14 protein-coding genes are annotated in these 14421 nt (G+C 69.5%); 11 read left to right on the forward strand and 3 right to left on the reverse strand.

The genetic code is table 11. The features are described from left to right. Window positions 1-73: 73 nt before the first annotated feature. Complete coding sequence (gene rfbC / locus GA0115259_RS03930) at window positions 74-673, reverse strand: dTDP-4-dehydrorhamnose 3,5-epimerase (RefSeq protein WP_093590845.1); 600 nt, start codon at window positions 671-673, stop codon at window positions 74-76. Between the two features lie 99 nt (window positions 674-772). Then, window positions 773-2791: a glycosyltransferase family 2 protein gene (locus GA0115259_RS03935; protein ID WP_256097898.1), complete on the reverse strand. Its 2019-nt coding sequence runs from the start codon at window positions 2789-2791 to the stop codon at window positions 773-775. A gap of 477 nt (window positions 2792-3268) precedes the next feature. On the opposite strand from GA0115259_RS03935, the gene proB reads away from it, so the two are divergent. The 5 genes from proB to GA0115259_RS03960 all read left to right on the forward strand — a co-directional run bounded on the left by proB (window position 3269) and on the right by GA0115259_RS03960 (window position 8612). Next, complete coding sequence (gene proB / locus GA0115259_RS03940; protein WP_093590876.1) at window positions 3269-4375, forward strand: glutamate 5-kinase; 1107 nt, start codon at window positions 3269-3271, stop codon at window positions 4373-4375. Window positions 4376-4520: 145 nt separating this feature from the next. Further along, a complete protein-coding gene (locus tag GA0115259_RS03945) occupies window positions 4521-5036 on the forward strand; it encodes a hypothetical protein (RefSeq protein ID WP_093590848.1) in 516 nt (171 codons plus the stop codon). A gap of 236 nt (window positions 5037-5272) precedes the next feature. After that, window positions 5273-6556 carry a glutamate-5-semialdehyde dehydrogenase gene (locus GA0115259_RS03950; protein ID WP_093590851.1) on the forward strand — a complete coding sequence of 428 codons (1284 nt, stop codon included), beginning with the start codon at window positions 5273-5275 and terminating at the stop codon, window positions 6554-6556. 143 nt (window positions 6557-6699) lie between these two features. Then, the gene (locus tag GA0115259_RS03955) at window positions 6700-7290 is read left to right on the forward strand and encodes an SCO2584 family spore wall biosynthesis protein (protein ID WP_093590854.1); all 591 of its coding nucleotides are present in this window, start codon (window positions 6700-6702) and stop codon (window positions 7288-7290) included. A 188-nt stretch (window positions 7291-7478) separates the two neighbouring features. Further along, complete coding sequence (locus tag GA0115259_RS03960) at window positions 7479-8612, forward strand: SCO2583 family membrane protein (RefSeq protein ID WP_093590857.1); 1134 nt, start codon at window positions 7479-7481, stop codon at window positions 8610-8612. A gap of 56 nt (window positions 8613-8668) precedes the next feature. Here the strand turns inward: GA0115259_RS03960 and GA0115259_RS03965 are convergent, their stop codons facing one another. Continuing rightward, on the reverse strand, window positions 8669-9856 hold the full coding sequence (locus GA0115259_RS03965; protein WP_202449638.1) for a M48 family metallopeptidase: 1188 nt from the start codon (window positions 9854-9856) through the stop codon (window positions 8669-8671). 207 nt (window positions 9857-10063) lie between these two features. Here GA0115259_RS03965 and GA0115259_RS39990 point away from each other — a divergent pair, with 207 nt between their 5' ends. From GA0115259_RS39990 to GA0115259_RS03990, 6 genes are all read left to right on the forward strand, one after another. Then, on the forward strand, window positions 10064-10216 hold the full coding sequence (locus tag GA0115259_RS39990; RefSeq protein ID WP_176732424.1) for a hypothetical protein: 153 nt from the start codon (window positions 10064-10066) through the stop codon (window positions 10214-10216). Window positions 10217-10298: 82 nt separating this feature from the next. Next, a complete protein-coding gene (locus GA0115259_RS39995) occupies window positions 10299-10460 on the forward strand; it encodes a hypothetical protein (protein WP_093590860.1) in 162 nt (53 codons plus the stop codon). 38 nt (window positions 10461-10498) lie between these two features. Continuing rightward, window positions 10499-11164, forward strand: a complete 666-nt coding sequence (nadD, locus tag GA0115259_RS03975; RefSeq protein WP_093590863.1) for a nicotinate-nucleotide adenylyltransferase — start codon at window positions 10499-10501, stop codon at window positions 11162-11164. 27 nt (window positions 11165-11191) lie between these two features. Beyond that, a complete protein-coding gene (locus tag GA0115259_RS03980; RefSeq protein WP_093590867.1) occupies window positions 11192-12994 on the forward strand; it encodes an LCP family protein in 1803 nt (600 codons plus the stop codon). Window positions 12995-13121: 127 nt separating this feature from the next. Then, window positions 13122-13616: a ribosome silencing factor gene (gene rsfS / locus GA0115259_RS03985; RefSeq protein ID WP_202449639.1), complete on the forward strand. Its 495-nt coding sequence runs from the start codon at window positions 13122-13124 to the stop codon at window positions 13614-13616. Beyond that, window positions 13613-14266 (forward strand): histidine phosphatase family protein, encoded by a 654-nt coding sequence (locus GA0115259_RS03990; protein WP_093590870.1) that lies wholly within the window; start codon window positions 13613-13615, stop codon window positions 14264-14266. The genes rsfS and GA0115259_RS03990 overlap by 4 nt, the downstream gene beginning before the upstream one ends. The last annotated feature ends 155 nt before the right edge of the window (window positions 14267-14421 follow it).

Below are 14421 nucleotides of genomic sequence, written 5' to 3' on the forward strand. Positions count from 1 at the left end.
GGGCCCGAGCGATTCTGGATCGCTCGGGCCCCTGCCATATCCCGCCGTGTGGCCGTGTGCGGCCGTGTACGTGTCAGCCGCGGGCGGCCAGTTCGGCGTAGTACGCCCGGCACTCCTCGTACGACGGCAGCAGGCCCTGGGCCTCGGCCTCCGCGAGTGTCGGGGCCTCCGCGTCCTTGTCGGAGAGCAGCGGAGTGATGCCCTGGGGCCACTCGATGCCGAGCTCCGGATCCAGCGGATTGATGCCGTGCTCGCGGCCCGGTGCATAGCCCTCGGAGCAGAGATAGACGACGGTCGCGTCGTCCGTCAGCGCCATGAACGCATGGCCGAGCCCTTCGGCGAGATGGATCGCGTGATGGTCCACATCGTCCAGCCGTACGGCCTCCCACTGCCGGTACGTGGGAGAGCCCACCCGGATGTCCACGATGACGTCGAGCACCGCGCCGCGCACACACTTCACATACTTGGCCTGGCCGGGAGGCACATCGGCGAAGTGGATCCCGCGCAGCGTGCCACGGCTGGACACCGAACAGTTGGCCTGGGCGAGCTGGAGGGAATGGCCGGCCGACGCCGTGAGGTCGGAGGCCTTGAACCACTCGTGGAAGCTGCCACGGCTGTCCGGGAAGACCTTCGGTTCCTGGATCCAGGCGCCTTCGACGGAGAGCTGCCGCATGTGATCACTCCTTGTTCTTGTCGCACGGTGCCGCATGGTGTTCTTGCCGCACGGTGCGTGCTGTTCGGGGGAGTCGGGGGAAGGCGCCGCGCCGGCGGGTCAGAGGCGGGCCGCGAGACGGCGTACCTTCTTGCGCGCAGAGGAGGGCAGCCGCCGTACGATCGGCCCGCCCGCCGAGCGCAGCAGCCGCCGCAGGGCCGCCCTGCGGCGCCGTACCGTGACCACCCGAACGAGTGCCGCGTCGACGACGGCCACCTCGCTGCGGTCGAGCCTGATCCGGCCGCCGGCGGCCACGGGCACCTCGCAGAGCGGTAGTTCGGCTCCCTTCGGACCGTCCAGCCGCGCCGACAGCCGCGCCGTGCCGACGGGCAGATCCGCCACACGCGCGGGCACACCGAGATGCGCCCGGCCGTGGTCGGGACGCAGGGTGGCGGGCAGCGTACGGGTGGTGCCGTCCGCGGCGGTCACGATCAGCTCGGCGGCCCGGGAGCCGGACTTGGTGCCGGTGAACACATCGAGCCGCAGCTCGGGCCGGCCGCTGCCGGGCATCCGCCGTACCGGCCGGTCCGCGAGATAGGCGGCGAGCTTCTTGGCGCGGCCCGCGACATCGAGCGTGAGATTGCCGTGCGGATCGGTGAAGTACGGAATGACCGGGCGCGCGGGCGAACCGAGCACCGCGGGCAGGCACTTGGCGTCCACGTGCGGCGCGCGGTCGGCGCCGAGCCGGGCCTTCCGTACGAGCCCGAGGCCGCGCAGCGGCACCCAGATGTCCCAGAAGCCGCGGGAGACCCGGCCGCGTCCCTTGACCGCCTCGCTGGTGACATGGCCCCGGCCGCGCAGCACGACCTCGTAGCTGTCGCCCTCCAGCTTCTCGACCTCGGCCGAGAAGTCGACGGGACACTGCCACTCGACGGCGGTCTCGCGGTTGCGCAGGGACAGTTCGCCCTTGAAGCCGTCCATGTCGTCGGTGACATCGAGGAGTTCACCGGACGGCAGCAGCCCTTCGGTGATCTCCGGATGCAGGAAGTACCGGTTGTCGCGGCGGACCAGACGCAGCGGCTCCTTGTCCTCGCCGTGGACCAGACGGCCCGTCAGCGAGAGCGCGATCCTGCCGTCGGACTCCCAGTCGAAGTCCTCAAGACGGGCGGCGCCCTTGACCGAGGAGGCGAAGCGGGCGATCTTCATCAGCCCTTCGCGGTCGTCGGCGCGCAGCAGCGTGGAGCGCAGCCGCGTCAGCGAGCCGAGCCCTTCGTGCACTCCGTCGTTCATGAAGTCCTCGGCGAGCGGGCGGATGGCGTCGACCATCTCGCCCAGATACTCGGGAGTGAACGTGAGCACACCCGGCTCGCTCAGCCGGCCGAGCATCTCGACGCGGTAGAAGCGGCGCAGCAACCGGTCCCGGAATTCACCCGGTTCGGTGTTGTCCATGACGACCTGGAGGACCTCACGGAGGTTGCCGTAGTAGCCGGACGGCACGAGCTTGGCCGATCCGGCGTTCTGGCCGTCGCCCCGCTTCGAGTAGTAGTAGCAGGTGTAATTCCCGAGGATCGACACGACCTTCGCCGGGAAATACGACTGCATCATGTAGAGCTGGTCCTCAAGGCGCCGCTTGCCCTCGGGATAGGCGATGCCGTTCTCGCGGAGGAACTCCGTACGGAACATCTTGTGCGGCGTGAGGCTGTCGTAGAGCGGCGCGTCGGTCAGATCGCACTTCTCGCGGTTCGTCCTGAACACTCCGTGCGGAACACCGCGGAAATTCGACGCGACCTTGCCGATCACGATGTCGGAGCCGTTGCGGTGGCCCATCTCGTACAGCCTCCGCAGAGCGTCGGAGGCCAGGTGGTCGTCCTGGTCGACGAACTGGACGTACTCGCCCTTCGCCTCGGACACGCCGATGTTTCTGGGCTTTCCGGGCCAGCCCGAGTTAGGGATATGGATCACCCGGAGGTGAGGGTGCTCGTCCGCCAGTTTGTCCAGCCGGCCGGGAGTGTCGTCCGTTGAACCGTCGTCGACGAACAGCACCTCGAAATCGGCGGCCGGCAGTGTCTGGGCCAGCAGTGAATCGATGCACGGATCGATGTACTTACCCGGGTTGTAAACCGGAATGACGACGCTCACTTTTACTGGCATGTACTGGTGGCCCATCTCGTGTGTGATTGCCCGGCGTGCTACACGGGGGGAAGGGGCGCCGCCGTCGGCGAAGCGAGGGGAGCGCTGCCGAGAGCAAGCCTAACCTCGCTCGGAGCGCGAAGTTTCCCCACCGTTGTCACACTTGACAGACTGCTGTCACCCGCATCCGGTTGTGCGGAGGCCCGGATTGCGTCAGGGAAGCGGGTGCGCGGGCCCTCGTCCCACCCACTGAAAAGGCGTGCCGTCCCCGGGCGTGGCCCGCGTACGCTGACCGGTCGGGAGGCTCCCCGACCGTGGGCCTCCGACAGCGAGCGCGGCGGGCGCGGCGAAGAGCGCGGTGCGGTGCGGCGAAGAAGCGCAGCGAGAGCAGAGGCAGAGCACGTGGCAGCGGCACGGCAGGACGCGGCGGGACAACGGGACGCGGACGCGGCGGGGCAGCCGGAGCCGGCCGGGCGGGCCGAGGTGGTGGCGCAGGCCCGCAGAATCGTCGTCAAGGTCGGCTCCTCCTCGCTCACCACCGCCTCCGGAGGGCTCGACGCCGACCGTGTCGACGCCCTTGTCGATGTGCTCGCCCAGGTCAGAAGCGGCGGCGAGAAGGAGATCGTGCTGGTCTCCAGCGGTGCCATCGCCGCCGGACTCGCACCGCTCGGGCTGATCCGGCGTCCTCGGGACCTGGCCCGTCAGCAGGCCGCGGCCAGCGTCGGACAAGGGCTGCTGGTCGCCCGTTACACCGCGTCCTTCGCCCGGTACGGCGTACGTGTCGGACAGGTGCTCCTCACCACGGACGACACCAGCCGCCGGGCTCACTACCGCAACGCCTACCGCACGCTCGACCAGCTTCTCGGCATGGGCGCCGTGCCCGTCGTCAACGAGAACGACACGGTCGCCACGGACGAGATCCGGTTCGGCGACAACGACCGGCTGGCCGCCCTCGTCGCCCATCTCGTCCGGGCCGATCTGCTCGTCCTGCTCTCGGACGTCGACGGGCTGTACGACGGCGATCCCAGCAGGCCCGGCACCACCAGGATCGCCGAGGTGCGCGGTCCCGCCGATCTGGCGGGCGTCTCCCTCGGCAGCGCGGGCAAGGCGGGGCTCGGCACCGGCGGCATGGTCACCAAGGTCGAGGCCGCCGCGATCGCCACCGAGGCCGGTGTCCCGGTGGTGCTGACCTCGGCCAGCCACGCCGCCGACGGTCTCGCGGGCCGCGACACCGGTACGTACTTCCACCGCACGGGACGCCGCTCCGCGGGCCGGCTGCTCTGGCTCGCACACGCCTCCACTCCGCAGGGCTCGCTCACGCTGGACGACGGCGCCGTACGGGCCGTCGTCCTGCGGCGCACCTCGCTGCTGCCCGCCGGGATCGCCGCCGTGGAGGGCGAGTTCAGCGCCGGGGACCCGGTCGAGCTCCGGGACACCGAGGGCCGTGCCGTCGCCCGCGGGCTGGTCAACTTCGACGCGAAGGAGATCCCGCAGCTCCTCGGCCGCTCCACCCGGGAGCTCGCGCGCGAACTGGGTCCCGCCTATGAGCGCGAGGTCGTACACAGAGACGATCTGGTCATCCTGCGTCCCTGACCGCGCCCCTGAAACGGCTGAAACTCCTGCCTTTGAACAGGGACCTTTACCAAAACCGCCCCATGCCGCGCCCGGGACTGGTCAACTTTGTCTCAGGGGTATCAGGCGGGGAACAGCACGACGACGCAACAACAGGAGGCCGCTGGTGAGACGAGCGCGCCCGGGGGCGGTGCCCCGAGGGACCGGGGGCAGCGCCCATGCCCGCAGGGCCAAGGCGGAAGAACGGGCCCTGACCAGCGTCGAAGCGGGGGAAGACTTCGACGAGGAGCGACCGCGGGAGGCCGTATCGAGAACGGACGCGCGCCGGGAGGGCCGGGCGGTGTCGAAGCTGTGGCACATCACGCTGAGCGTCTCGGGCGCCGAAACTCCGTTGACGGAGGTCCGGCGTGGCTTGGAACAGCTTGCCCACGACCATCCGTTTCTGCTCACGAGCCGGTACGCGAACGACCACGCGGAGATCCGCTACTGGGAAGAGGCCAGAGATCTGCACGACGCCGCCGCGGTGGCCCTGCGGCTCTGGGGCGAGCACCGGTCGAGCGCGAAGCTGCCGCCGTGGGAGATCGTGGGCCTTGAGGTCATCGACCGCGAGACGTACCACCAGCGGATCGCGGAGGGATACGGTCCGCCGCCGGCGGCTCCGGTGGGCGTCCATCCCTTCTGACGTACTGACGTCTGACGCGCTGATGCGATGTCCGACGCACTGATGCGTCGGCTGCGTCGGCCTCATGCGTCGGCGCACATCCGATCATGTCTGATTACGCCTGATCGCGACCGGTCACGTTCCTTCAGGTCCATCCGTGCTCCGGGCACGGCCATACGTTCCGGCATCCGCTCGGAAGTGTCTCGGAGTACGGAATACGTGCGGAATGCCCGCAGGAGGCGCACTACCCTGCGGGCATGACCTCGCTTTCGCCGTACGACAACCTCTCCCCGGTCGCCAGGACCGCCTACCGGTCCCGTGCCGCGGCCGGCGACCTCGCGCCGCTGCCGCGCGCGGCCAAGGACGACGCACTGCTGGCGATCGCGGACGCGCTGGAGGTCCGTACGCACGAGATCGTCACGGCCAACGCCGAGGACGTGGCCCGGGCCCGGGAGGCGGGCACGAGCGAGGCGGTCATCGACCGGCTCACCCTGACGCCGGAGCGGGTACGGGCCATCGCCGCGGACGTACGGGACGTGGCGGCGCTGCCCGATCCGGTCGGTGAGGTCGTCCGCGGTTCGACGCTGCCGAACGGCATCGATCTGCGCCAGGTGCGGGTGCCGCTCGGCGTGGTCGGGATCATCTACGAGGCACGTCCCAATGTCACCGTGGACGCCGCCGCCCTCTGTCTGAAGTCCGGCAACGCCGTGCTGCTGCGCGGCTCGTCCTCGGCGCTCTCCTCCAACACCGCGCTCGTCCGGGTGCTGCGCGACGCCGTCGGCGGTGCCGGGCTGCCCGCGGACGCCGTCCAGCTCGTACCGGGCGAGGGCCGGGAGTCCGTACAGGAGCTGATGCGGGCGCGCGGATTGGTCGACGTGCTGATTCCGCGCGGTGGCGCCTCCCTGATCCGTACGGTCGTCGAGGGATCCAGCGTGCCCGTCATCGAGACCGGCACCGGCAACTGCCATGTGTATGTGGACGCGCAGACCGATCTCGACATGGCCGTCGAGATCCTGATCAACTCCAAAGCGCAGCGGCCCAGTGTCTGCAACGCGGCCGAGACGCTGCTGGTCCACCAGGACATCGCGGCGGCGTTCCTGCCGCGCGCGCTGGACGCGCTCGCCGACGCCCGGGTGACCGTCCACGCCGACGAGCGGGTGCTGGCATACGCGGAGGGCTCGAAGGCGACGGTCGTGGCGGCCACCGCGGAGGACTGGGAGACCGAGTACCTCTCGTACGACATCGCCGCCGCCGTGGTGGACTCGCTGGACGCGGCCGTCGCCCATATCCGGCTCTGGTCGTCCGGCCATACGGAGGCGATCGTCACCACCTCGCAGGCGGCGGCCCGGCGATTCACCCAGTTGGTCGATTCCACGACGGTCGCCGTGAACGCGTCCACGCGGTTCACGGACGGCGGACAGTTCGGCTTCGGGGCCGAGATCGGGATCTCCACGCAGAAGCTGCACGCGCGCGGGCCGATGGGACTGCCGGAGCTGACGTCGACGAAGTACATCGTCACCGGTGACGGTCATGTCCGGTAGTTCCGGCGACCATGTCCGCTAGTTCCGGTGACGGTCATGTCCGGTGGCCGGGCGTGGGGTTCCGGTGAGCGGCGCTGTGAACGAAGTCGGGAGAGTTCGGACTCCGCCTGCCCAAAACGACCGCTCAGGTCTACTCTGAAGAGGTGCCGGACGACGTGGGGGGCAGGCCGTTCCCGGACGGCTGGGAGCCCGACGACGACCGCGGAGGAGCGGACGAGGAGTTCGCCGCCGTGGTGTTCGACGAGGACTTCGTCCGGTCGGCCGCCGTCCATGAACCCTCCGCCGTGGAACGTCTGCTGGCCGCAGCGCAGGCGCGCGCGGAGGCCGAAGCGGCCCGAGCGAGGGCCGGCGGCGGACCGCCCGAGGACGAGCTCTACGAGGAGCTGTACGGCCGGGACGGCGCATACGGCCCCGGGTATCCCTACGACGGCGAGTACGACCCGGACGACCCGGACGCGGCTCTCGGCCCGTACGGACGCCATGGCGGCGCTCTGCGCCCGTACCGCGGCAGCGCCCGCTGGCACCGCCCGGTCGCCTGGCTGCTCGCGCTGCTGATGGGCATCGGGATGGTCGCGCTCGCGTTCACCGCCGTCTACCGCGGCGCCTCCAGCAGCCGTGACAGCCAGGTGCCGCAGCCCGCCACGACCGGGATCGACAAGCCGGGTCCGGTCGGTCCCGCGGTCTCTGCGGTGCCCACGGGGCCGCCGCTCTCCGCGGCTCCGCGCTCGCCCTGAATCCTGGGCAGAACTCGCGATGGCCCTCGCGCTCAAGTGCGTGCCGACCTCGCTCCGAAGCTCGCGAAAATCCCGTCGAAAGTCCTTCCGGTTTCCAGGTTTTCACCTGAATAGCGGAAGGGCGCCGTACCGGTACTTGACAGTTGTCCGAGCGTTTACGATCGCCCTCGCCGACCTACCCTGAAGGTATGGCAGGGCGCGGAGACCCACCCGAAGGGGGACCTGAGGGGCTCCCGGGCGGAGGTGACGACGAGTACGGGTCCGTCGACTTCGACGAATCGTTCATCCGGGCTGCCCGCCTTCGTGAGGCCTCCGCCAAGGAGCGGATGAAAGACCACGCCCACGCCGTACGGCGGGTCCCGCCGCCTCCGCCCAGGAGACGCAGACACCCGTGGTTCAGGAACGGTCCCAGACGGGTGCTGCTGCTCTTCCTGGTGATCGTGCTCGCCTTCGGTACGGCGGTGTATCTGGGCCTGCGCAATCCGTACCGTCCCCCGATCGGCGGCACCGCGGAGCAGTTGCGGATGGCGGTGGTCCCGCTGGCGCCGAGGGAGCCGGTGCCGGGCGGCAGCCCCGAGGATCTCTTCGAGCACAGCCCGGCGGCGCAGTTCCAGGAGGGCGCGGCCGGGATCGCGCTGCCTCCGGCCCGGGAGACCGGCGACTTCTCGGAGGGCCAGGTGATGGCCGCGCTGACCACCGTCAAGGACTATCTCGTGGCGTCCTCGATGGATCCGGACGTCCTCACGGGCCATACGGTGCGGCCCGTGCGGGTGCTGCTGGAACCCGACCAGTTCGACCAGTTCGACCGCAGCTTCGCCGCTCCGGCCGACGACGGCCGGCACGCTCCGGCCGGCTGGCTCGTACGGTTCGACCCGGCGAAGACGGCGACGGTCGGCGGTGTGCGTGCGCGCGGCACCCTGCGGTACGAGCAGAGCTCGACCGGGACGCTGGAGATCACCTCGGACCATGTCTTCGTGTACGCGCTGCGACCGGCCGCGTCCGCCGAGCGGCCGACCGATCAGCCCGTACGGGACGCGTCGCTCTTCACCGTCCGGCGCGAGATGCGCTTCCGGTTCGACGTGGAGGATCTGATCAAGCACCGTACGCAGGTGCTCAGCAGCGATGTCCTGGCGGGCCCGCAGGCCTGCTCGGCCGAGCCGCCGACGGCGCTGCGGCCTCTGCTGGCCGGTGAGCGGGCGAAGCCGGACGATCCGGCCGGTACGGATCCGTACTCGACGGGCCCGGCCGATACGGCGCTGTGCGGCACGCTGGCCCCTACGGCACAGCCCAGCCCGACGGCGCAGCCGCGCCGGACAGGCTGATTTTCAGCCCGTCCGGCGATTGAGGACAAACCGGCAGCCGGCCGGCTCCGGCGAAACTAGCTCTTGTCTCCTGGGCCCGCGCCCGCGCCCGGGTCGGAGTCGGTGCCGTCCGTGGAACGGCCGCCTTTTCCGTTCCCGTTACCGCCGGTCGCACCGCCACCGCTGCCACCGCCCGTGAAGACGCCACGCAGCTTGCCGCCGAGGTCACCCGCGCCGCCCGCGATATCGCCCACGAGCTTCATCAGCGGGTCCTTGCTGCCACGGACCGTGTCCGCGTAATGCGCCGCGGAGTCGCGGAAGGAGTCCGTGACGGATGTGTCCTTGTCCTCCTCGCGGCGCGGATAGTGACCGTCCATGATCCGCTGGAAGTCACGGCTCTCCGCCCACTTCTTCAGCTCGGCGGCGCGCACGGTGGTGAAGGGATGCGAGCGCGGCAGCACGTTCAGGATCTTGAGCACGGAGTCACGCAGATCACCGCCCGCCTCGTACTCCGCGGCCTGCTCCAGGAACGCGTCCACATTCATCTCATGCAGATGGTTGCCACCGGCGATCTTCATCAGACCGCGCATCGAGGCTCGTACATCCTGTCCGACCAGCAGACCGGCCCGGTCCGCCGACAGCTCCGACTTGCGGAACCACTCCCGCAGTGCCGTCACGATCGCCATGATCGCGACATTGCCCAGCGGGATCCAGGCGACCTTGAGCGCCAGATTGGTCAGGAACAGCAGTATCGTCCGGTAGACGGAGTGACCGGAGAGGGCATGGCCGACCTCATGGCCGACGACCGCCCGCATCTCCTCCTCGTCGAGCAGCTCCACCAGCCCGGTGGTGACCACGATGATCGGCTCGTCCAGGCCGATGCACATCGCGTTCGGCTTGGGATCCTGTGCCACATACATCGTGGGAACCTTCTCCAGGTCCAGGATGTAACAGGCGTCCCGCAGCATGGCGTGCAGATGCGCGAACTGCGCGTCGCTGACGCGTACGGAGTCCGAGAGGAAGAGGAGCCGCAGGCTCCGCTCCGGCAGCAGCGCGCTCATCGCCTTGAACACCGTGTCGAATCCGCTGAGCTTGCGCAGGGCGACCAGCGCCGAGCGGTCCGCGGGATGTTCGTATGCCCGCGAGGAGATGCCGGGGAAGCGCTTGCGCTGCCTGCTCGGCACGTTCTTGTGGAGTGCGTCCCCGTGGTCGTCGCGGTGGCCGCCGTTGGCGTCGCTGCCGTGTTTGCCTTCGGATTCGGTCATGGATGTCCCCGCTTTCTCCGAGTCCAAGCTCGTCCCCCTGACGGCCCCAGACTAGGCCGTGTCTGCCACATGGCGTCGCGAGCCGGGCGGGATGTGGCAGACACGGCCCAAAGGGCTGGAGCTACCGTGTGGCGGGGGGCAGCGGCCGTGTGTTTCCCGGGGAAGGGCCCCGGGCGCCGGCCGGAGAGACCGAGGAGCACACCCGACATGCCGGATACCGCCACACTGCTCGCCGCGGCAGCCGATCAGCAGGGACCGGGCGATACGCTCCGGATCGTGCTGGGCGTCTCCATGGTGGGAGCCGTCCTGCTCGCCTGGTTCCTGTTGCGCGGATACCGCGACAACGACCACAACGACTGAGTCGGCGTAAGGGTGCCCGAGGCCCCCGCATACGATGTGCGCGAAGTCTCCGCTCCGACACGATCGATAGGGCCTGTTGAAGATGAGCCTCACCGGCACCGCCGCCAACCTGGTCATGCTCGCCGAGGGCGCCGAACAGGGCGGCAACCATGAAAGCCTCAACCCGTTCCTCATCGGCGGAGGCGCGCTGTTCGGGCTGCTTCTGCTGCTGTGGATCACCACTCGCTTCAACCGCGACCGCTGACCCCGGCCCGTAACCCGGTGCAAGTAGGCTCTGCACGCATGGGAGAGCAGCGAGCGTCCACCGGCGCCGGAACCGGACTCGTGACCGGTCCCGGATCCGGCCCGGCCGTGAACCGCGGCAGGCGTCGGCTCGGCGTGATGGGCGGGACCTTCGATCCGATCCACCATGGACACCTGGTGGCGGCCAGTGAAGTGGCCGCCCTGTTCCATCTCGACGAGGTGGTGTTCGTGCCGACCGGGCAGCCGTGGCAGAAGACCCAGCGCGCGGTCTCGCCGGCCGAGGACCGTTATCTGATGACGGTCATCGCCACGGCGTCCAATCCGCAGTTCTCGGTCAGCCGCAGCGACATCGACCGCGGCGGACCGACGTATACGATCGACACGCTGCGGGATCTTCGTTCTCTCCACGGCGACGCGGATCTCTTCTTCATCACCGGAGCCGACGCGCTCTCCCAGATTCTGAGTTGGCGGAATCACGAAGAGCTGTTCTCGCTCGCCCATTTCATCGGAGTCACACGGCCGGGCCATGATCTGTCGGCCGACGGACTGCCCAAGGGCGGGGTGTCCCTGGTGGAGATTCCGGCGCTGGCGATCTCGTCGACCGACTGCCGGGAGAGAGTCGCGAAGGGCGATCCGGTCTGGTACCTGGTGCCCGACGGTGTGGTGCGCTACATCGACAAACGGCAGTTGTACCGCGGCGCATGAGCGACTGAGCCACGGAGAGGGGCACCGGTGAACGACCAGCAGCAGCCGTACGATCCGTACGACCCGTATTACACGCAGCCCCAGCTCGTCGGATACGACGAGTACGGGCAGCCGGTGTATCAGCAGCCGCAACAGCACCAGCAACACCAGCAACCGCAGCAGCACCAAGCGCAGCAACAAACGCAGCATCCGCATCAGCAGGAGCAGCACGGGCAGCACGGGCAGCACGGGCAGCAGGGATACGCCTACGACCCGTACGCCCAGGCGCCTCACCAGTCCCAGCAGCCTCAACAGCCGCCGTCCCAGGGGCAGTACGACCCTTACGCCCAGCAACAGGGATACGGGTACGACGGATACGGCTACGACACCGGGCAGCAGCAGGCGTACGAGACGGGCCAACAGCCTCCCGTCGCGGTCGACACCACTCAGCAGTGGAACATCCCGCAGCAGCAGACGGCGCAACCCTCCGTGCCCGCGCAGCACGCCCAGCCGGCCGTGCCCGGGCAACGGCGCCCTGAGACACAGGAGACGGAGAAAGAGCCGCAGGGGACGCGGGAGCCGCAGGACCGCGACTACCGGACCGAGCAGTTCTCCTTCATCGAGGAGCCCGATGAGGACTCCGAAGACGTCATCGACTGGCTCAAGTTCACCGAGAGCCGCTCCGAGCGGCGCGAGGAGGCCCGGCGCCGGGGCCGTAACCGAGTGGTGGCCCTGATCGTCGTACTGGCCCTGGCCGTCGCCGGCGGCGTCGGCTACCTCTGGTACGCGGGCAAGCTGCCCGGACTGTCCACGACGGAGAAGGCGCAGAGCACGGCCACGGGACCGCAGAAGCGCGATGTGATCGTGGTGCATCTGCACAACACCAAGAAGAAGGGCACGTCCACGGCGCTGCTGGTCAACAACTCCACGACCGGCCGGGGCACGACGCTGCTGCTGCCCAACTCCCTGGCCGTCGCCAACGCCGACGGTGAGCCCACCACACTCGGTAAGTCGGTCGACGAGGACGGCTCGGACGGCACCCGTGAGGCCGTCGGGACACTGCTCGGCACCGAGATCACCGGCACCTGGCGGCTGGACACTCCGTATCTGGACAATCTCGTGGAGCTGGTCGGCACCATCGATCTGACCACCGACACCGAGGTGCCCGGCGCGAAGAAGGGCGAGGCGCCGGTGGTGAAGAAGGGCCAGAACCAGACGCTCAGCGGGCGGATGGCCGTCGCCTACGCGACCTACCGAGGGCCGGGCGAGCCGGAGTCGAAGCAGCTCCAGCGGTTCGGCCAGGTGCTCCAGGGCGTGCTGCGGAAGATGTCGGACGATCCGCAGGCCGCGACGATCACCGTGGAGACGCTGGCGCAGATCCTCGATCCGTCGCTTCCCGAGAAGGACCTGGGCGCCTCGCTCGCCAAGCTCGCCGAACACGCGAAGGTGGGCGACTACAGCACGAAGGTGCTGCCCGTCGAGACGGACGGCAGGCTCAGCGAGCAGACCGCCGACACCGTGGTCAAGGACATCCTGGGCGGCTCGGTGAGCGCTCCGGAGAAGGGCTCGGCCGTACGGGTCGGCGTGAAGAACGCGAGCGGAAACCAGGACGCGGCGGAGTCGGCCCGGATCTCCCTGGTCAACGGCGGCTATGGCTTCGTGGACGCGGGCACCGGTCTCGCGCAGACGTCCTCGCAGGTCAGCTATGGCGACGACGCGAACAAGCCGAAGGCGGTCGAGGTGGCCAAGACGCTGGGACTGCCGACGAGCGCGGTGCAGAAGGGCACGCCCGCTCCGAACGCCGATGTCTCGGTGGTCCTGGGCGAGGACTACAAGATCGCCGTGGAGTAGGAGCGTGGAGCAGGAGGCCGACGGGCCGTGTGCGGGGCTCCCCGCACACGGCCCCGAGGACCCTGGGCCGGGCCGCGGACAATGGCTGTGCCGGGGGACGGTACGGCGTGAGATCCTGGATGTCTCCATGACCGTCGACGGAAGCCTGCTTGTGACCGCTACTGATCGTTCCATCCAGCTCGTCAAGGCCGCCGCCCAGGCGGCGGCCGACCGGCTCGCGCACGACATCATCGCCTACGACGTCAGCGATGTGCTGTCGATCACCGATGCCTTCGTGCTCGCCTCCGCACCCAACGACCGCCAGGTCAAGTCGATCGTCGACGAGATCGAGGAGCGGCTCCAGAAGGAGCTGGGGGCCAAGCCGGTGCGCCGCGAGGGCGACCGTGACGCCCGCTGGATCCTGCTCGACTACGTCGACATCGTCGTGCACGTCCAGCACAGCGAGGAGCGGGTCTTCTACGCCCTGGAGCGGCTCTGGAAGGACTGCCCCGAGCTGGAGCTGCCCGAGGACGCCGTCAAGACGCGCGGCAAGACCGCGGAGCACGCCGGAGTCGCAGGTGCGGCGGGAACGGGCCCGTCCGGATCGGGCTCGTCGGTCGAGACGGACGGTGAGCTGCGCTGAACGGCAGCAAGGGCGGCAGAGGCCGCCGTATCGTCCTGTGGCGGCACGGCCAGACCGCCTGGAATGTGGAGCGCCGCTTCCAGGGCTCCACGGACATCGGGCTGACCTCCACCGGCGTCGCCCAGGCCCAGCGGTCGGCCCGGCTGCTGGCCTCCCTGAAGCCGGACGCGATCATCTCGTCCGACCTCCAGCGGGCCGCCGCCACGGCCGCCGAGCTGGCCGCGATCACCCGGCTGGACGTCTCGTACGACGCGACTCTCCGCGAGACCTTCGCGGGCGCCTGGCAGGGCCTTACGCACGACGAGATCGTCGCCGGGTTCGGCGAGCAGTACGCGGCCTGGAAGCGCGGAGAGCCCGTCCGGCGCGGTGGCGGTGAGCTGGAGACCGAGGTCGCCGACCGGGCCGCGCCCGTGGTGCTCCACCATGCCGAGAAGCTGCCCGACGACGGCACGCTCGTGGTGGTCAGCCACGGCGGCACGATCCGTACCACGATCGGCCGGCTGCTGGGCCTGGAGGCACACCACTGGGAGGGCCTCGGCGGGCTCTCCAACTGCTGCTGGTCGGTCCTCGGCGAGGGCGCGCGCGGCTGGCGGCTGCTGGAGCACAACGCGGGAACTCTCCCCGAACCGGTCCTCGGCGACGACGACTGAACGGCTCCGGGCGGTGGCAGGGCCGGGATTTCACTTTCCGGCTGGTCGCAGGCTAAAGTTCTTCTTGTTCGCGGCGCGGAGCGCGGAGAACACGCGGGGCTATAGCTCAGTTGGTAGAGCGCCTGCATGGCATGCAGGAGGTCAGGAGTTCAATT

Source organism: Streptomyces sp. MnatMP-M17, assembly GCF_900091995.1.
In the GTDB taxonomy this organism is placed as follows: Bacteria; Actinomycetota; Actinomycetes; order Streptomycetales; family Streptomycetaceae; genus Streptomyces.